The organism is Mucilaginibacter antarcticus, assembly GCF_042686155.1.
Lineage (GTDB): Bacteria > Bacteroidota > Bacteroidia > Sphingobacteriales > Sphingobacteriaceae > Mucilaginibacter > Mucilaginibacter antarcticus.
Genome location: NZ_JBHUON010000010.1, coordinates 21,199 through 39,930, shown reverse-complemented (window position 1 = coordinate 39,930; position 18,732 = coordinate 21,199). Strand labels below are relative to the sequence as shown.

The 18,732-nt window shown below is 41.3% G+C and carries 17 protein-coding genes; 14 read left to right on the top strand and 3 right to left on the bottom strand.

The annotated features are described in order from the left end of the window. Positions 1–11: 11 nt before the first annotated feature. Positions 12–1,463, bottom strand: a complete 1,452-nt coding sequence (locus ACFSYC_RS10035; RefSeq protein WP_377126590.1) for an arginine deiminase family protein — start codon at positions 1,461–1,463, stop codon at positions 12–14. A gap of 139 nt (positions 1,464–1,602) precedes the next feature. Between ACFSYC_RS10035 and argS the strand changes: the two genes are divergently transcribed. The 9 genes from argS to ACFSYC_RS09990 all read left to right on the top strand — a co-directional run bounded on the left by argS (position 1,603) and on the right by ACFSYC_RS09990 (position 9,056). Further along, positions 1,603–3,366, top strand: a complete 1,764-nt coding sequence (argS, locus tag ACFSYC_RS10030; RefSeq protein ID WP_377126587.1) for an arginine--tRNA ligase — start codon at positions 1,603–1,605, stop codon at positions 3,364–3,366. A 142-nt stretch (positions 3,367–3,508) separates the two neighbouring features. Continuing rightward, a complete protein-coding gene (locus ACFSYC_RS10025; RefSeq protein WP_377126584.1) occupies positions 3,509–4,357 on the top strand; it encodes an SDR family oxidoreductase in 849 nt (282 codons plus the stop codon). 96 nt (positions 4,358–4,453) lie between these two features. Further along, positions 4,454–4,678, top strand: a complete 225-nt coding sequence (locus tag ACFSYC_RS10020) for a hypothetical protein (RefSeq protein WP_377126581.1) — start codon at positions 4,454–4,456, stop codon at positions 4,676–4,678. 108 nt (positions 4,679–4,786) lie between these two features. Then, complete coding sequence (locus ACFSYC_RS10015) at positions 4,787–5,572, top strand: 3-keto-disaccharide hydrolase (RefSeq protein ID WP_377126578.1); 786 nt, start codon at positions 4,787–4,789, stop codon at positions 5,570–5,572. A gap of 231 nt (positions 5,573–5,803) precedes the next feature. Further along, on the top strand, positions 5,804–6,046 hold the full coding sequence (locus tag ACFSYC_RS10010; RefSeq protein WP_377126575.1) for a hypothetical protein: 243 nt from the start codon (positions 5,804–5,806) through the stop codon (positions 6,044–6,046). Positions 6,047–6,138: 92 nt separating this feature from the next. Further along, a complete protein-coding gene (locus tag ACFSYC_RS10005; RefSeq protein ID WP_377126572.1) occupies positions 6,139–6,609 on the top strand; it encodes a pyrophosphohydrolase domain-containing protein in 471 nt (156 codons plus the stop codon). Positions 6,610–6,612: 3 nt separating this feature from the next. After that, the gene (locus tag ACFSYC_RS10000; protein WP_377126885.1) at positions 6,613–7,296 is read left to right on the top strand and encodes a pseudouridine synthase; all 684 of its coding nucleotides are present in this window, start codon (positions 6,613–6,615) and stop codon (positions 7,294–7,296) included. A 32-nt stretch (positions 7,297–7,328) separates the two neighbouring features. Continuing rightward, complete coding sequence (locus ACFSYC_RS09995; RefSeq protein ID WP_377126569.1) at positions 7,329–7,607, top strand: hypothetical protein; 279 nt, start codon at positions 7,329–7,331, stop codon at positions 7,605–7,607. Between the two features lie 75 nt (positions 7,608–7,682). Next, positions 7,683–9,056, top strand: a complete 1,374-nt coding sequence (locus ACFSYC_RS09990) for a putative oxidoreductase C-terminal domain-containing protein (RefSeq protein ID WP_377126566.1) — start codon at positions 7,683–7,685, stop codon at positions 9,054–9,056. Between the two features lie 57 nt (positions 9,057–9,113). On the opposite strand, the gene ACFSYC_RS09985 is transcribed toward ACFSYC_RS09990, so the two are convergent. Next, positions 9,114–9,794: a diiron oxygenase gene (locus tag ACFSYC_RS09985; RefSeq protein ID WP_377126563.1), complete on the bottom strand. Its 681-nt coding sequence runs from the start codon at positions 9,792–9,794 to the stop codon at positions 9,114–9,116. Positions 9,795–9,878: 84 nt separating this feature from the next. Then, entirely contained in the window at positions 9,879–10,292 is a 414-nt protein-coding gene (locus ACFSYC_RS09980) for an organic hydroperoxide resistance protein (RefSeq protein WP_377126560.1), read from the bottom strand. Positions 10,293–10,423: 131 nt separating this feature from the next. On the opposite strand from ACFSYC_RS09980, the gene ACFSYC_RS09975 reads away from it, so the two are divergent. From ACFSYC_RS09975 to ACFSYC_RS09955, 5 genes are all read left to right on the top strand, one after another. After that, on the top strand, positions 10,424–11,680 hold the full coding sequence (locus tag ACFSYC_RS09975) for a putative DNA modification/repair radical SAM protein (protein WP_377126557.1): 1,257 nt from the start codon (positions 10,424–10,426) through the stop codon (positions 11,678–11,680). A 9-nt stretch (positions 11,681–11,689) separates the two neighbouring features. Next, positions 11,690–12,448, top strand: a complete 759-nt coding sequence (locus ACFSYC_RS09970) for a TIGR03915 family putative DNA repair protein (protein ID WP_377126554.1) — start codon at positions 11,690–11,692, stop codon at positions 12,446–12,448. A 918-nt stretch (positions 12,449–13,366) separates the two neighbouring features. Then, on the top strand, positions 13,367–16,156 hold the full coding sequence (locus tag ACFSYC_RS09965) for an outer membrane beta-barrel protein (RefSeq protein WP_377126551.1): 2,790 nt from the start codon (positions 13,367–13,369) through the stop codon (positions 16,154–16,156). Between the two features lie 161 nt (positions 16,157–16,317). Beyond that, positions 16,318–17,331 carry an LLM class flavin-dependent oxidoreductase gene (locus tag ACFSYC_RS09960; protein ID WP_377126548.1) on the top strand — a complete coding sequence of 338 codons (1,014 nt, stop codon included), beginning with the start codon at positions 16,318–16,320 and terminating at the stop codon, positions 17,329–17,331. A gap of 36 nt (positions 17,332–17,367) precedes the next feature. Continuing rightward, complete coding sequence (locus tag ACFSYC_RS09955) at positions 17,368–18,717, top strand: PhoH family protein (protein ID WP_377126546.1); 1,350 nt, start codon at positions 17,368–17,370, stop codon at positions 18,715–18,717. Positions 18,718–18,732: the final 15 nt, after the last annotated feature.

The window sequence follows — 18,732 nt, the reverse complement described above, 5'->3', positions numbered from 1 at the left end:
GAATTCACTGGTTAAATAATGTCTCGTCGCAGCGGCATACTCATACAATGAAAACCACCCCGCGCCCTTGAAAGTTCGGCCGACGGCATCAGTATCAGGGTGTCGTTCACCGCCTGCGGATTTAGCTCATCGTTCTCGAATTTTTTAAGCAGGTCTTTTACTCTAATGGTGCTAAAACCTTGTTTTTTAAAAGCTGCAATGGTTTTATCATTCCGATCATACCCAACTACCACACCTTCCTTCAAAGCCAAAAGGTTACACGAATCCGTCCACTGTTCGCGCGCGTCGTAGGGGAAATCGCCATTACCCGAGTAAATGAACTTTATAGGCTCGGTGCTTTTCAAGTCGTTTATGCTAATATCTGTCAGTAAATCCTCCAGGCAAGCAAAAGTACGTGGCTTTTTGCGGCCCTTTTCAAATTGTATAATCTCGGTGCGGTCTTTATCTTTTACCTTTTTGTCTGTAAACCAGGCAATAGGTTCGTTGTCTTGATTAGATGTCTGCTTAGCTCCTAATGTTTGCAGTAGCACCCACACATTGCGTTTAACTTGAGTAAACACGGTGTCAATATGCATGTAGTCGCGGCGCTGCGGTATTTTAACGATAGTGATCTTCTGCACTACGTCGTTACTGAGAAGTAGTTTGATCGCTTCATTAGCCCCGCTAGCCGATGTGCGCTCGCTGCAGCCAATGATCAAATGCTCCGGACTGATAATCATGACATCACCGCCTTCCAGCGTAGTTTTTTCGTCCTGATCTTCGCCGGGGCGCAGAAAGTGCTGCACCGTGTCTGGTATTTCCAAAATATTACCCCTATAGCGGGCAAACATGGGGTGATTAAAGAAAATATACCTTGCTAATAAAGTTTCGCGCGAGCGGGCTTTTTTAGCCGGTTTGTTAAGCAGTATATGATTATTAATAGCAATGCCGATATCCCTTGAAAATATCAGGTTAGGGATGGGGGCAAAGATCATGTCGTTGTTATCTAACGAGCCCGATATCAATATTTTAGCTAACTCAACCGGACTGGTTTCTATCAGCGATTGCTGCACACGATAATTGCAGCTTTCAATAGCGCAAACAGACGCTGTGAGTTTATTTCGAATGCCTTCATCTCCCAAAATATCGGCCAACAAACTTTGTATTTCAATTACTTTGTCCGATGCATAAAACTCTTGATGGTCCGGCTTATAAAAGTTGCGTTTATTTTCTTTGGCATCAATTTCTTTAAGCCTACCTTTTATCTTGGCGGGATCAAGGAAATACAATAGTAGTTTGATATAATAATCATACTCGTTTTTGCGCAAACTGTCCAAATGCACAATGTCCTCAAAAAGCCAGTCTTGCGCTTTTGAAGGCACCACACGACCGAGCCCACTATCGGGGCTGTGTATCAGTACGGCTTTCAGGTCGCCAATCTCAGAGCTTACGTTTAACTCAAACTTAATATCAGCTAGTTTCATACGTGTTTTGCAGGCTGTAAAGCTATTCAGAAATATTTGTTTACAGTATTAAACAATTGTTAACAGCCTTTGATTTCAAGCTGCCTAACTTCCTTGCCGAGTGTTTAGCTGCTGTCAACATTTTTACTAATTTTGCCTCATGAATTTTATTATTGATGCCACCATAAAGGCCGTTAAACATCTATATCAAACAGACATAACAGGTGCTGATGTGAGTTGGCAAGAAACCCGGAAGGAGTTTGAGGGCCAGGTTACCATAGTTACTTTTCCGTTTACGCGGTTTTCGCGTAAATCGCCGGAGCAAACCGGCGCCGATATAGGCGAGTATTTAAAAAGCGAATTAAACGAGGTATCGGCATTTAACGTAATAAAAGGATTTTTAAATATCTCTATCTCCAACGCTTACTGGGTTGAGCAACTGAAAACGGTTATCAGTGCTGATGATTTTGCAATCGCGAAGCCAAACGGCAAAAAAGTGATGGTTGAATATTCATCACCAAATACTAATAAACCATTGCACTTAGGCCACGTGCGTAACAACCTATTGGGTTATGCTGTAGCGCAGATATTAGCTACTGCCGGGTATGATGTGGTTAAAACCAACCTAGTAAATGACCGCGGGATACACATCTGTAAATCAATGCTGGCCTGGCAAAAATGGGGCATTGGCGAAACGCCTGAAACAACAGGAGAAAAGGGCGATCATTTAGTGGGTAAATACTATGTGATTTTTGATAAGGAATATAAGAAACAAATAGAAGAGCTAAAGCTAGCGGGCCAAACCGAAGAAGAGGCTAAAAAGAGCGCGACGCTAATTAAAGAAGCGCAGGAGATGCTTTTACAATGGGAAGCCGGCGAAGATGCGGTTATTGACCTTTGGCAAAAAATGAATGGTTGGGTTTATGAGGGTTTTGGAAAAACCTATCACAAATTGGGTGTAGCCTTTGATAAATACTATTACGAGAGCAACACCTACCTGTTAGGCAAAGACATTGTTGAAGAAGGTTTGGCAAGTGGCGTTTTCTTTAAAAAGGATGATGGTTCTGTATGGATAGACTTGACCGCAGATGGCCTTGACCAGAAATTGGTTTTACGGTCAGACGGTACATCGGTATATATTACCCAGGATATGGGCACTGCACAGCTAAAGTTTGATGACTACGGAATGGATGAATCTATTTACGTTGTGGGCAATGAGCAGGATTATCACTTTAAGGTGCTGTTCCTGATCCTTGAAAAGTTGGGCAAAACTTGGGCAAAGGGCTTATACCATTTATCTTATGGGATGGTTGATCTGCCATCAGGCAAAATGAAATCCCGCGAAGGTACGGTGGTTGATGCCGACGACCTTATAGCAGAAATGGAAAGTACTGCCAAACAGGTTACCGAAGAGCTGGGCAAGATTAATGATTTCGGCGATGATGAAAAGCAAGCATTATATCATACTATCGGTATGGGTGCACTGAAATACTTCCTGCTAAAAGTTGATCCTAAAAAACGCTTATTGTTTGACCCTAACGAGTCGGTAGATTTTCAAGGTCATACGGGGCCGTTTATACAATATACCCACGCTCGTATTAAATCGGTATTGGGACGTAGCAATGTTAACCATCAAGATAGCCTGCCAACCGAAATTGCGGCAGAGGAGCGTGATTTGATTGTGGTGTTGAGCCAGTTCCCTACGGTTATTCAGCAAGCTGCTGCGGGCCATAACCCTGCAGCTGTCGCTAATTATGTTTATGATGTGGCAAAAGCTTATAACAAGTTTTACCATGAGCACTCTATACTACAAGCCGACGAAGAATTGGTTAAACAATTTAGGCTACAATTATCAGCTGGTGCTGCTAAGGTTATAGCCAAAGGTATGAACCTGCTTGGTATTGAAGTGCCTGAAAGAATGTAAAGCCTAACTCTGAAGGTGGTAATTTTATTGATGTAGAGACGCGATACTTCGCGTCTCTTTCGTTTCCGGATCCTGCTTATTTAAATTATCAAAAACATTCCGTAAAAACTATGGGTTGTAAAATAGACAATGGAAATAAGCTATGGCAAAAAAGACACCCAAAAAACAAAATAAACAACCCGGCATAGAGGCCGAAATGGACCCAAGACCGGAGTACATAAAATCAACCTATAAAGCGTCGGGCAAACTAGCAGGAAAGGTTGCCCTCGTAACTGGTGGTGACAGCGGCATTGGCCGGGCAGTAAGCGTGCATTATGCCCGAGAGGGAGCAGACATTGCAATTGTTTATCTGGACGAGGATATAGATGCTCAAGAAACCCAAGAGATCATACAATCTTATGGACAAAAATGCCTGCTAATAAAAGGGGACGTGAAAAAAAGCTCATTTTGTAAAAAGGCTGTAATACAAACGGTAAAAGAATTGGGTAATCTCAATATACTGGTTAACAATGCGGCCATGCAAATCCCTGAGAAGGATGCTAAAGACGTTGATGAGAAGCAGATGGAGGAGACCTTCCGCACCAATATCTTCGCCTATTTTTATTTTGTTGATGAAGCATTGAAGCATCTGCAGGAGGGGGATTCTATCATAAACACAACTTCAGTGACAGCCTATCGCTCATCTCCCCATTTGATAGATTATTCTTCAACTAAAGGGGCTATTACGTCATTTACACGATCGTTGGCTACAAACCTTGTTGAAAAAAAAATTCGTGTAAACGCCGTAGCTCCCGGGCCGGTATGGACTCCACTTATAGTGTCAACTTTCGATGAAGAAAAAATAAAGAAATTTGGCTCAGAAACTGCCATGGGTAGGGCAGGGCAGCCTTCAGAGCTTGGGCCCGCGTATGTTTTCCTTGCTTCCGATGATGCGTCATTTATCACCGGGCAAGTTATACATGTAAACGGTGGCGAGGTTGTGAACGGCTAAATTGTTTATGGTTTACATACATGGAAGTTTCTTATCCCTCATTAAAATATTTAAAAACCAGTCAAACCAAACGTTGTTGTTCTCAAAATGAAAAACATGAAAAGCAAAGTTTTTATAGTTGTAGCAATAAGCTTCATAACCGTATTAGGCAGTTGTACCGGCAACCATACCGCAAAAAATCCGCCTGACACAAATGGGAATGTAGTTGATACTGTTAAAAGTGTAGACACTTCTAAAACTACTACCACAACAGGCAGCGTACCCAATGTAGATAATAGTGGCGCCGGCGGTACCAAAATCGACACGCCCCAAACCAAGTAAGTCACCTATTTTTAGGGTATTGTAAGGTAAAATCTCAATTATCCTGTAATTTGTTACTATTGAAGGAGGATTTTTTTGCTATGTTTGGTAAACAACATTCTTTAAAATATGAACAGAAAATATACCTTTTTGCTGCCTGCTTTACTTGTAGGCAGTGCGATGTTTGCGAATGCGCAAAATAAACCCAAACCAGAGGACACCGAATTTTACCAGCCTGTACCGCCTGTTGTTACCCCGGGGAAAACAAGTGCAGATGCTCCGTCAGATGCTATTATATTATTCGACGGAAAAAATCTGGATCAATGGACAATGACAAACAACCGTGGTACGGCCGCAGCCTGGACCGTTGCTGACGGCGCACTCACCGTGAATAAGCGTAGTGGGAATATAGAAACCATAAAATCTTTTGGTAATTATCAGTTACACATTGAATGGCGCGTACCAGCGAATATTACAGGTAAAGGCCAGGCACGTGGTAATAGCGGTATATTTTTAGCGTCATTAGGTAAAGGAGATGCTGGTTACGAGTTACAGGTACTTGACTCCTATAATAACCCAACGTACGTTAACGGACAGGCAAGCAGTATTTATAAGCAATTTATCCCCTTAGCCAATGCTACCAAAGCACCTGGCGAATGGCAGACTTACGATGTGATTTGGACAGCCCCGACATTTGAAGAAAACGGCGATGTGAAAACTCCTGCCAGAGTTACCGTTATACATAACGGAGTTTTAGTGCAAAATAACATTACATTATTGGGCCCTACGCAATATATTGGCCAGGCATCATACAAAAATGCCAAATTTGGCGCCGCCCCGATTAAGCTACAGTCGCATGGAGATCCAAGTGAACCTTTAAGTTTCCGCAATATTTGGGTAAGAGAAATTAAATAGTTCAAGTATAATATAAATAAGCGTGGGTTATCAATATTGTGATAATTCGCGCTTTTTATATTATAAGTTAAAGAAATGTTACGATATTAATAATTAATCCCACTTTAGTATGATATAAATTGTAGCGTTAGGTTCAGTTTAGTAAAATAGTTGTAAACAACACTGCCTTACTTGCGATAAATAATATTATATTTATGGCGTTAATTAAACTACTATTTAAACCCAATCAAAATGAAAAGACTTCCCCTAGTTTTTTGCTTGCTATTTTGCGCCTGCGCTACAGAAAAACAGCTGGTGAACAATGTAAGCACTTTTAATCAATACCAGCAACCTTACCATGTTTATGCTGTTGGAAAATGGAATACGCAATTCTCAGTATATACCCTGATAGATGCGGATGATAAATATTTCACGGTAAAAGCTAACTCAAACAACGCGATCAAAAAAGGTGACGTGTACGTCCCTTCGAATTAACAATCTTTATATTGTCAGGTTTTAGGTTATTTATAACTTAGCGACGTCCTGCGGTATAACATCCGATAGGTCGCTAAATTTAATAATCCTTTATGATTAAAGATACTAAGTCATTAAATCAGGTTGCAGAGTTTCATGCTACTTTTAAGCATCCAATATTAACCGCGCCTGTTATCCCGTCGCCAGAACGTTGCAAATTACGCGTTGAACTCTTAGCCGAAGAGCTTAGGGAACTACAGCAGGCAATCGATGATAAAGATATCGTTGAAATTGCCGACGCGCTTTGCGATCTGCAATATGTACTCTCCGGCGCGATCTTGGAATTTGGACTTGGCGAAAAATTTAAGGAGTTATTTGATGAGGTCCACCGCTCAAACATGAGTAAGGCGTGTAAAACGATCGAAGAAGCCGAAAGCACTATAAGTCACTATAAAGGTAAACACGGTACAGATTCATACCACAAAGAAATTGATGGCTTGTTCTTAGTTTATCGTACAATGGACGATAAGACGCTAAAATCCATTAATTACTCGCCTGCCGACTTAGGTAAAATTTTGGGTTAATTGATACTCGATATCGTTTATCGCGACGAGTATTTAATAGCTATTAATAAACCACATGGTTTATTGGTGCATCGCTCAACGATTGCAGCTGATGCTGAGGTGTTTGCTTTGCAGTTGTTACGAGATCAGATAGGCCAAAAAGTTAATCCTGTTCATCGCTTAGACAGGGCTACCGGGGGTGTGCTATTGTTTGCGTTGAGCAAAGACATCGAGATAGCTATGCAAAAGCAGTTCGCCGATGATCTGATCAAAAAAAGCTATCTGGCCATTGTGCGTGGCTACGCACCAGACACTGAAGACATTGATTATCCCCTGCGAAAAGAAAACGGCACCTTGCAGGAAGCTTTTACTCATTACGCTACATTGAGGCGTGCTGAGTTGCCCATACCATTTGGCAAGCATGCCACATCCCGATATTCGCTGATAGAGGTAAAACCGACAACTGGGCGCATGCATCAGATCAGGAAGCACTTGAGCCATGTGAATCACCCTATTATAGGCGATACCACCCACGGCTGTAATAAGCAAAATAAACTCTTTCGCGAGCGTTGGGAAATGAATACTTTGATGCTTCATGCGGCAACGTTATCATTTATTCAACCGGTTAGCGGTCAGGATGTTGTGATACATGCTCCCGCAAACTCCGAATTTAGCCGTTCGATGGAATTGATGGATTGGGAATTATAAAACAAACTCCTATCGGGTTTGTAGTTGTTACTATGACACAGCCATTAAACTACACAATTTTTAAAGACGACGAAGAACATGTAATTACGATAACGCCGGAAATTCAACGCCGTCCCGGAGACGTTATGTACATTACCGGAGTTTATAAATTAATGGAAGGCGAGGTAGGTATGGGAGATATTGTTTTTGATGATGAGATGCGGCAATGGGAGCACACTGGTGTAGGGAGTTACCTTAACCATACAGATGCGGCCGAAATAGCCGGTTTTATACAGGTTAATCATATTACAGCCCAAAACGTGGCGCTATAACCTCATTTAAGCGCCGCACTATTGCAGTTAAGCGTTTCTAGTTTTACCTTTACCACAATCAATTGCTATACATGAATGAAAAAAATTATATCTAACGGCGCCGTGTTAGCGGCATCGCTATTAAGTTTAACCGTGCTAGCACAAGTTAAAAACGGCGATAAGATAAAATTGATCACGCTTGATCCGGGGCATTTTCATGCGGCGCTGGTGCAAAAAACGATGCTGAAGGGTGTTGATGCTCGTGTACAGGTCTATGCACCTGCCGGGCCTGATCTGCAATCGCATTTAGATAAGATCAACGGCTATAACAAGCGCGGTCAGGATGCAACCAACTGGAACGAAGTAGTTTATACCGGAACCGATTTTTTTAACAAAATGATTGCCGAAAAGAAAGGCAATGTTGTTGTGATGGCCGGCAATAATCTAAAGAAAACGGAATACGTAAAGCGATCAATAGATGCGGGCTTCAACGTTCTGGGCGATAAGCCTATGGCGATTGACAATCAACATTTTGAGATGTTGAAAAGCGCTTTTGCAAACGCTGCACAAAAAAAGTTGGTATTGTACGATATAATGACCGAGCGTTATGAAATAACAAATAACCTGCAGCGCGAATTTGCTATGATCACAGAGGTGTTTGGTCAACTAAAAAAAGGTACGGTGCAGAATCCGGCGGTAGAAATGGAAAGTGTGCATTATTTTTATAAGTATGTATCCGGAGCGGTTTTGAGCCGCCCCGCCTGGTTTTTTGATGTAAAGCAACAAGGTGAGGGTTTGCAGGATGTCGGCGTGCATTTAGTTGATCTGGCACAATGGCAATGCTTTCCTAATCGAACCATCAATTATAAAACGGACATAAAATTTAATAATGCAAAAAGATGGCCATCAGAAATTACGCAGAGCCAATTTAAAGCAATTACTAAATTAGACGGTTTCCCCGAGTTTTTAAGAAAGAACGTTATTAAAGATACTATACTACAGGTTTATGCTAACGGTACAGTTAATTACAAATTGTTCGGTGTAAACATGAAACTTACAGCTAAATGGGCTTATTCTGCGCCTCCTGGTAGTGCCGATAGCCATTACTCGTTGCTTCATGGTACCAAAGCTGATTTAGTAATTCATCAAGGTGTTGAAGAAAAGTATCAACCGGCACTGTATATAAAGCCATTAAAAAATGACGCTGCTTATGAGAAATTGCTGATGAAGAAACTAAAAATCATACAAGCGAAATATACGGGTGTCGAGCTTAAGAAAGATGCAGGAGGTTGGGAGGTCATAGTTCCCGAAAAATATAAAGATGGCCACGAAGCACATTTTGGCCGTGTTACAGAGAAATACCTGGGCTACTTGCGTAACGGCAATATCCCTAAGTGGGAGGTGCCAAATATGATTGCTAAGTATTACACCACCACTACTGCCTTAGCACTGGCTATAAAAAGTAAATAAGATACCACCAACTATATAAAGAGCCAGGTAAAAATTCTATATGGCTCTTTATTATGCTCATACTTTTGCTCCTAGCACCCATCGCCAGGCAAAGCGTGTGAGGGTATTAAAGCCTTTCCAACTATCAACAAAATCAATAATATCATCAAGGCATATTGTAGCAAATTTTTGTTTGAAATTTATTGAGGCCAGCTTATACGCGTGGTCCGGATTAGGCATCCCAATACGTTGGTATATTTCGCGCTTAACATACATAGTACGTACAAACAGTATGTTGAATAAAATTACATAGCTATACAGCGTGCGCTTAATATATCCTGCCTTAGAAGAATAATTTTTAAGTAAAGCTTTGGTAAATAAAATATGTCGACTCTCTTCAATATTGTGCAGATCAAACATCTCCTGATGGCGAAACTCTTCTATCAGTTCGCGTATCAAAAACTGATGTTCTACACTATCAGGCTGGAGCGTAATAAGATGCCGTGTCATAAAAACACAAAACAGACATTCGCCCCAAGCGTATGATGCAATTACCTGAACCAGTTCATGGCGGCCTAATTCTAATTTTTGAGTAGCGGTTAAGCCCTCATAAATATCAAGCCCTTGTAATGATGTTAAAACTTCGGGCAGAAAAATATCATCCGGTTCAGGCTCCAGTTGCCAGGGGATGTAGGCGTCCGGCATTAAAGGGCGCTCGCGGCTGATTTTTATTAATCGCTCTATTTCTTTAACATCCATTAAATAAATATACGTGCTAAACCGGTATCGCGTTGTCTAAGAAAATATAGAGACGCGAGTTTTGCGTCTCTACTGTATAATATTTTACTCAGCTATTACTTTAACATCTATGTTGTTACGGGTAGCTTTAGAGTACGGGCAACCCTTGTGTGCTGCGTCCGCCAGTTTTTGCGCCTGTGCTACATTAATGCCCGGCACATGCACATGCAGTTCTGCCGATAAGGCATAGCTGGTTGCGCCTTCCTGGTTAAAGCTGATGTGTACATCAACCGTCGCTTCGCTAACATCAACCCCGTCGCGTTTACCCACAGAACCAAGTGCACCAAGGTAACAAGAGCCCCAGGCACCTGCAAAAAGTAATTCAGGATTAGCGTAGCCATCCTCGCCGCCCATAGCTTTTGGCGCTTTTAAGTCAAGATCGATTACCCCGTCAGACGATTTAATGTGGCCATCGCGACCGCCCTTTGCGGTTACTATGGCAGTATATAGTTTTTCCATAGTTGAATAACCTGTGGGTTAGCATAAAGTTTTGGTGATGACTAAAGAGTCATTTTTAGTCTTATAAGGAATAGCTTTTTCTTTGTTTACAAGTATGAAATACTAAAAGTATTAGTAATTTAGCTTTTGATATGAATGCAGAACGGATTACAGAGAAGTTGAATATTTTGGCTGACGCCGCCAAGTACGATGTCTCCTGCTCATCGAGCGGTAGCAAACGTAAAAACGATAATAAGGGCTTGGGTAATGCCAGTAATGGCATATGTCATAGTTATACAGAGGATGGGCGTTGCGTATCGCTATTAAAAATATTGCTGACCAATCACTGCATTTTTGATTGTGCTTATTGTGTGTCGCGCAAAAACAATGACATACAACGTGCGGCCTTTACTGTACAAGAGGTGGTTGATCTTACCATCAATTTTTATCGCCGAAATTATATCGAAGGCCTATTTTTAAGCTCGGGTATTTTTAAAGACGCTGATTTTACCATGGCGCGGTTGGTGCGTGTGGCAAAGAAACTACGTACCGAACATAAGTTTAACGGCTATATACACCTTAAATCTATCCCTGGTGCCAGTGACGAATTGATGCGCGAGGCGGGGCTGTATGCCGACCGGCTAAGCGTTAATTTAGAAATGCCTACTGAAGCAGGTTTGAAATTGTTGGCCCCGGATAAAAACCGCCAGGATATGATTGACCCAATGCGGTTTTTAAAGAACGAAATAATATTACGCAAGGAAGAGAAGAAATTGTTTAAAAAAGCGCCAATGTTTGCCCCCGCCGGACAGAGCACCCAAGTGATTATTGGCGCAACTCCGGAGACAGATCAGCAGGTATTACAATCAGCTAACCATTTTTACAAAAACTTTAATTTAAAGCGGGTTTACTACTCAGGCTATGTGCCTGTTTTAGCAGATAAACGTTTGCCTGCTTTAAATACAACAGTCCCTATGGTGCGGGAGAACCGTTTATATCAAGCCGATTGGTTGATGCGCTTTTACGGTTTTCATGTTAATGAGATTGTTAATGATGGTCAACCCTTGCTTGATTTGGATATCGACCCCAAACTAAGCTGGGCCATACGTAATATGCAGGCTTTCCCGATAGATATTAATAAAGCCGATTTGCAAGTGATACTGCGTGTTCCCGGCATTGGCGTTATGTCGGCACAAAAAATTGTTAGCGCACGTAAACACGGCAAACTTAATTGGGATCAGTTAAAGAAAATTGGCATCTCGGTAAATCGTGCCAGGTATTTCATAATCTGCAACAGTAATGAATTTGAGCGCCGCGATTTGACCGGCAATAACATCAAGCAGTTTATACTGGCCGAGTCGCAAAGTAAGTACCTAAAAAACAAACCCAATCAGCTCAATCTATTTTAGCATTGATTTATGACTAACCTGTTTTACGATGGGACATTTGAGGGGCTGCTAACCGCTGTTTTTGAAATTTACGATAGAAAACTTGGGTTGGTGAATGTGCAGAAAGGAGATGTGCAGACTGCCGGTATGTTTGAAGATACTCTCAAAGTAACTACCAGCCCGGATTATGCATCGCGCGTATTGAAGGGCTTGCGTAAAAAGCTGTCTCCTAATAGCGTTCAGCGTATTTACATAGCGCACATGGCCGAAATGGTTAACGAGGACAATAATATTGTAGGTTACATCAGATACGTGTTTGATAATACCGAGAATATTGAAGACGATTATGGCAATCGTTACGTAATAAGGTTATCTGAAGTAATAAGAATGATGTGGCGTGAGCGGCATAGAATGGAGGCTTTTATCCGTTTTCAAAAATTGCAAGACGAAACTTATTATGCCGTGATTGAGCCTGATTTTAACGTATTACCGTTATTAATCAAGCATTTCAGAAACAGGTATACCGATCAAAAATTTATTATTTATGATATAAAACGTAATTATGGTATTTACTATGATCTGCACGATACGGAGTTTATTAATCTTGATTTTTCTAATGTAGCCAAACCCACCGATACGATAGCTGCCTATACCGAAGAAGAAGCTATTTATCAGCACTTATGGAAAAACTATTTTCAAAGTGTGAACATTGCAGCCAGAAAAAATACCAGGCTACATGTACGCCATATTCCCAAACGCTATTGGAAACATTTGACGGAAAAAATATAAGAATATTGAATTTCACGCTTTTTAAAAAAACCAAAATCCTGAATTTTTGGTGGCACATGTGAATAATATAAATGTTAAGTAAGTTTGAAAAGACCTGACAAATCATTGTTTATTAAGCATTTATGTATGTTAATAACTCCCTTTTCCTGTTAGTAATCTGTTTAAAAGTTATATAATAAATATTTGGCAAATGATGATTATCTCCCGATATTGAAATCATCAAGAACGACGTACTTTGACAGCCTTACAGGAATAACAGAAATTGAATCGGGGGAGTTTTCGGACAAGCTAAAGATCAAGGGAAAGCCTGAATTATACCATACAGAAACAGCGCAAGCAACAGAAACGCGGTGGTAATTAAACGGGGTGTTATTAGAAACTGCAAGTTTTTACGGAGATAAGTAGCAGAAAATAATGATTTTGAAGCAAACGAAAGCCGCAAGGCGGATGGGAGCTAAACAAATCGGTCAACATACACAAAACTTGATGCTTTATAGCGGTCTACGGAACGAGATAGAGTTGAAAACGGGAGATCAAATCGAAAGAGGCGGCTCCCGTTTTTGTTTTATAAAACTTTGTAATCAGGTCCTCAAAACAAAAATCCTAATAAGGCAGGGGGCAAACTTTCGGTATATCCGCGCCTACAATAGACCTCGGTTAAAATTTAATTTGCAAGTTTCCCGGCTTTATCATTTCACGCAAAAAAACTCGCAAAAAAAAATTATTTTAGCTCCCCTGTAGATGTTTAAGCAGGACAACCTAAACCGTGAAAATAAGATCACAAAGTAATAGATACTGGGCAACTGTTTCAGTGCAGGTACAATTATTAATGTACCAAGGCATATGATATATACACAGTTATGGCTTTCATGTTCAGCAAAAGTATTTATCGTAACTCTTTTCTTAGTTTTTTGTAGTGTGTTCGTATCATCAGCACAAACCAATCGGAGAATTTCAGGCAGAATAACTGATACTACAGATGTTGGTTTGCCTGGTATTAAAGTAATATTAGTAGCGGGGAAAGATACCTTGTCTCTACTCACAGACGATAATGGAAATTTTCGATACTCGAATATCAGTATTACTCAATTTTCATTACAGGTAATTGATGCTGGTTTAGAAAATTTTAAGTCAAACTATACTTTTTCGGAAAAAGAAAAGCATATGCGACTGGACGCCATCCGGTTAAAAATATCAGCGCAAATGCTTAAAGAGGTTGTTGTAAGAGCTAAGCCTGTCCCAATCAGGTTTATGCAGGATACTGTTGAATATGACGTCCGAGCCTTTAGGGTACAAGATGGTGACAACGTAGCAGATTTGCTTAAACAGTTTCCCGGGATGGAGGTTAACGAAGGGTACGATGTCAAAGTAGGGGACCAGCCAATGACCAAGCTTCGTGTAAATGGTAAAGACTTTTTTACTAATAATGTCAAGGATTTTATCGCGAGGCTACCGGCGGGCATAGTATCCAAGATTCAAGTTATTGACGACTTTGGTGATCTTGCAAATTTTACCGGAATAAAAGCAGGCGAGCCGGTGAAAATGTTGAACATAGTTACAAAGCCGGGTAGAAATAAAGGCGCGTTTGGAAATATTTCGGGAAGTGGCGGAACCAATGATATGATTGGCGGCAATGCCCAAGTAAATTTGTGGAATGATAGCCGGCAAAGCTCAGCAAATATTAATGTAAATACAGCTAACAATGGTGCAGGGCGTAGCCAGCAGTTAAATATTGGATTGAATCATAGAGACAAGCTGGGACCAAATAGCACTGGTGGGTTTGGCTATAATACGGGACAAAATAATGCAGCCTTTAACCGGGAACAAGTCACCGAGTCGCTAAACCCCCAGGGGAATTTTATTACTAAAAACAAAAGCGATGGATATAATAAAGGATCCAATAATACCATAAGGTTGAATCTGAATCACAGTAACGACAAGTTTTTTCTGCAGCTAGGTATAAACGGTGGCTACAATAAATCAAATAATCAAAGTACATCGCTGATTCGTCAATACGGCATTATCCGTCAGGATCTAAATAATGATAACAGCCTCGTAAGCACTTCTCCATCAGTTAACGGCAATTTATCCCTGTCTAAAAAGTCTAAAAACCTAAAAGACGTACTTTCAGCCACTGCGTCTTTCTCCCTCAACAGCAGTAGCAATGGTCAGCACATAAAGACCAATACGCTATACTACAATAAAGATACAGAGGCCCTTCTAAAAGATTCGCTTTTAAACAGAGATGTAAATAGCAAATTGAACGACCAACAATTGGGTTTCGGTTTAAATTATAGTGTCGGTTTAAAAAAGCCAAAAGACACACTCGCCCGACAAAGCCTTAATTTTGGGTACAATGGCTCAATCGGCTCGTCTAAGAACGATGTCACCACGGTGGTTTTTGATAACGTGAGTAATAAAACTTCTGTCATCGACTCTCTTAGCACCTCTTTTAATACGGTTTCGTTTAATCAGTCTTTAGCCATGAATTATAATTACAATTCGCGTAAAGCGCGCTATAATCTGGGATTTAACGTTAATGCCAACATGATTAATAACCATGATTTAAAACTTAAACAAACCAACGTTAACAATGCCATTAACTACTCGCCCAGCTTTAACTTGAGCCGGACGCTTGCTTTAGGCAAAATACTTTCAGTGAATTATCAAGGCAGCACCCGTAGCCCCACCATCAATCAGTTACAACCGGTAAAAAACGCGCAAAGTTTGCAGAATATTGTAGTGGGTAACCCTGATTTAAAGGTGGCATTTAGCCACAGCCTTGGCGTTAACTTTAATTACGCTCATAAGTCTGGCCGTTCCTTGCAAGTTGGTGCCAATGCTTCGGTAACACAAAACGAGATTGTAGATGATGTGATTTTACTGCCCGATACATTGAATAGCTTAAAGCAAATAACCCGGTATGAAAATATCAATGGTAATTACCAGGTTAGTAGTAATTACCAGGTGCACGTTCCTATTAAACAAAATAAATATTCGTTAAGCTACATGGGGCGGTTAGGATTTTCAAACCGAGCAATACTATTTAATCACAATAAAACCTCTGGAAAAGGTTTTAATTTATATCAACAGGTTGCGGGTAATTTAACGTTTAAAAAGGTTACTGTAAATACTCAATTCAGTTATTCGATTACAAATAATAACAGTTCGGGCTCTCGGTTGGGATCTTTTGGATATCAACCGATTGGAATTGGCCAAATTAGTGCCCCGACCTTTTTTAGGACAACAAGTATTGCCGCATCTGTGCAGAGTAATTTAAGATTAGAAAAGTTGAGACTTAATGCCAGTATAATGTACAGTACCAGCCATAATGATGCCGCCGCTGAACTTGTTGTTCAAAACAACAGTGATCTAAGTATGAACTTGGGTGGCCAAGTAACCGTCCTGAAGACTTATTTTGCTGATTTTGGCGTTACTAAACGGGTTAATTATGGTTATGCCCTGGCAACTCCCAGTCCGCTGCTTATTAATATGGGATTGGGGAAAACCTTTATGAAGGATAAGGCTCTGAACGTAAGTATCAGGGGCAATGATTTGCTTGGACAAGGTAACAATATCTCGCGTATGGTGTCAGGAAACACTATTATCGACAGCCGCAATGTACAGCCAACGCGGGTTTTTTCAATCAACGTCGGTTACAATTTATCACAGTTTGGAGGCAAAAATTTCAGGGTAGATGCCGACTAAAACCAATGTAAAACCCCGGTAAGTCCCCAGCGGAAGCATAGTAAAACCAACGATTTTCAGGGTTTTATTGGGTGCGCGCCCTTACAATCAAAATGTAATATTTTCCCAAAGGCTTGCCAACGACCTAAACTTTGCTGATTATTGGCGTACACGAAAACACCATGGAGATAGGCATAGACAGCTTTGCGGCGGCAAACGTAAAAAACACCATCAATTATAGCGATGCGCTGATACAGTTATTAGACCGCATAGAACATGCAGACAAAGTTGGCCTGGATGTTTTTGGTATCGGTGAGCATCACCGTAAAGAGTTTTTAGATTCTGCACCGGCTATGATATTGGCTGCTGCAGCCTCAAGAACCAAGCGCATTATTTTAACCAGCGCGGTGACAGTGTTAAGCGCTGCAGATCCGGTACGGATATTTCAAAACTTTGCTACGTTGGATTTGATTTCAAAGGGCCGTGCTGAAATGGTAGTAGGACGTGGCTCATTTACCGAGGCTTTCCCACTTTTCGGCCATAACCTGCATCACTACGATGAACTATTTACTGAAAAATTAGACCTCTTGCTTCATATTCGCGATAATGAAACCGTAACCTGGTCGGGTAAATTTAGGGCGGCTTTGAATAATCAGGCTATTTATCCGCGCCCTTTGCAGCCGCAATTGCCGGTGTGGCTTGGTGTTGGTGGTACGCCGGCTTCATTCGCCCGCGCCGGCACGCTTGGTTTACCTTTAATGGTTGCCGTTATTGGCGGTGAGACCCATCGTTTCCGTCCCTTAGTTGATTTGTATCGCGAAGCCGGGGAAAAGGCGGGGCATGCACCTGATAAACTTAAGGTTGGGTTACACTCGCTAGGTTATATTGCCGAAACTACAGAGAAAGCGGTAGAAGAGTTTTATCCTGGCTATGCCGAAACATTCACCCGCATAGGCAGAGAGCGTGGCTGGGCACCCGTTACCCAGCCGCACTTTGATTCACAGAACGGTAAAACAGGGGCTTATCTGGTGGGTGGACCCCAAGAAATAGCTGAGAAAATCTTGCACCACAGTGAGGCTCTGGGAGGCCTGTCGCGCATAACTTTTCAGATGGATAATGCCGGCTTGTCGCACGCTCAGCTACTTAATGCCATAACGTTATTAGGCACAAAGGTTGCGCCATTGGTAAACAAATAGTTTTGCGCTACAGTTATATTATCTAAATTAGGCATTATGCAAAAGGATGATAAAAGCAAGCCGGTTGGGAATAGAAAGATCTTTGTTTTAGACACCTCTGTGATTTTGTACGATCACAATGCTTTTGAAAATTTTCAGGAACACGACGTAGCTATACCTATACAGGTGTTAGAGGAGCTTGATAACATGAAGAGCGGCAACGATACCCGCAACTTTGAGGCCCGCAGCTTTATTCGCTTAATTGACGACATCTCCCGCAAAAACCTGGTGAATGATTGGCACCCGCTAGCCGGCAAAGACAAGGGAAACTTCAAGGTAGTTATTGATATTAAAACAACCGGTACTGATGCCGAGGCTATATTCGGGTCAGACAAGGTAGACCACCGCATATTAAACGCCGCGCTGGGCCTTAAGCAGCAGTATCCGGATAAAAGCGTAGTGTTGGTATCAAAAGATATTTGCCTGCGCTTAAAAGCTAAAGCCTTAAGTCTAAATGCTGAAGATTATGAGACGGGCAAGGTTAAAAACCTTGAGGAGCTGTATAGCGGCAAAAGCGTACTGGAAGTTGCTGATAAACAAATTAATCAGCTTAATAAAAAGCAATCGTTATCCGCAGAAGAATCAGAATTAAACATAGGGACTAACAACCAGTTCTACATTCTTAACGGTAAAAAACTAAACGCCTCGGCTTTTTATAATAATCAAACAGGAAAGTTAGAGCGCGTAACCGAGCAGCCTATATCCAATATCCAACCCAGAAACTTAGAGCAGGCTTTTGCCATACACGCTTTGTTGAACCCTGATATTAAGTTGGTAACCATACAAGGTAATGCCGGCACCGGTAAAACTTTGCTTGCTTTAGCCGGCGCCATAGAGCAGCGGAAATACTACCGCCAGATATTTGTTACGCGGCCCGTTGTGCCTTTGAGTAATAAAGATATCGGCTTTTTACCCGGCGACGCAAAGGCGAAAATAGACCCTTACATGGCACCCATTTGGGACAATCTTAAATTTATAAGAGATCAGTTTGCAGATGACCCCAAAATGCAGGCTAAGCTTGACGAGTTGGTTGCTAACGACAAAATATCTATAGCGCCTTTGGCATTTATTCGCGGCCGTACATTGAGCAAAATTTTCTTCATTGTTGATGAGGCCCAAAACCTTACACCACATGAAGTGAAAACGATCATATCCCGTGCTGGCGAGAATAGTAAGTTTGTTTTCACCGGCGATATTTACCAGATAGATACACCCTACCTTGATGCTGAAAGTAATGGATTATCATATTTGATAGACAGGGCGAAAGGGCATCCGCTTTACGCTCATATCACCCTGCAAAAAGGGGAGCGTAGTGAGTTGGCTAATTTGGCTACAGATCTGTTGTAAGCCAAATTAATAGTT

Bases quoted from the DNA above. Each gene is read 5' to 3' on its own strand.
- ACFSYC_RS10035 (WP_377126590.1), bottom strand. From the start codon at position 1,463: ATGAAACTAGCTGATATTAAGTTTGAGTTAAACGTAAGCTCTGAGATT.
- argS (WP_377126587.1), top strand. From the start codon at position 1,603: ATGAATTTTATTATTGATGCCACCATAAAGGCCGTTAAACATCTATAT.
- ACFSYC_RS10025 (WP_377126584.1), top strand. From the start codon at position 3,509: ATGGCAAAAAAGACACCCAAAAAACAAAATAAACAACCCGGCATAGAG.
- ACFSYC_RS10020 (WP_377126581.1), top strand. From the start codon at position 4,454: ATGAAAAGCAAAGTTTTTATAGTTGTAGCAATAAGCTTCATAACCGTA.
- ACFSYC_RS10015 (WP_377126578.1), top strand. From the start codon at position 4,787: ATGAACAGAAAATATACCTTTTTGCTGCCTGCTTTACTTGTAGGCAGT.
- ACFSYC_RS10010 (WP_377126575.1), top strand. From the start codon at position 5,804: ATGAAAAGACTTCCCCTAGTTTTTTGCTTGCTATTTTGCGCCTGCGCT.
- ACFSYC_RS10005 (WP_377126572.1), top strand. From the start codon at position 6,139: ATGATTAAAGATACTAAGTCATTAAATCAGGTTGCAGAGTTTCATGCT.
- ACFSYC_RS09995 (WP_377126569.1), top strand. From the start codon at position 7,329: ATGACACAGCCATTAAACTACACAATTTTTAAAGACGACGAAGAACAT.
- ACFSYC_RS09990 (WP_377126566.1), top strand. From the start codon at position 7,683: ATGAAAAAAATTATATCTAACGGCGCCGTGTTAGCGGCATCGCTATTA.
- ACFSYC_RS09985 (WP_377126563.1), bottom strand. From the start codon at position 9,794: ATGGATGTTAAAGAAATAGAGCGATTAATAAAAATCAGCCGCGAGCGC.
- ACFSYC_RS09980 (WP_377126560.1), bottom strand. From the start codon at position 10,292: ATGGAAAAACTATATACTGCCATAGTAACCGCAAAGGGCGGTCGCGAT.
- ACFSYC_RS09975 (WP_377126557.1), top strand. From the start codon at position 10,424: ATGAATGCAGAACGGATTACAGAGAAGTTGAATATTTTGGCTGACGCC.
- ACFSYC_RS09970 (WP_377126554.1), top strand. From the start codon at position 11,690: ATGACTAACCTGTTTTACGATGGGACATTTGAGGGGCTGCTAACCGCT.
- ACFSYC_RS09960 (WP_377126548.1), top strand. From the start codon at position 16,318: ATGGAGATAGGCATAGACAGCTTTGCGGCGGCAAACGTAAAAAACACC.
- ACFSYC_RS09955 (WP_377126546.1), top strand. From the start codon at position 17,368: ATGCAAAAGGATGATAAAAGCAAGCCGGTTGGGAATAGAAAGATCTTT.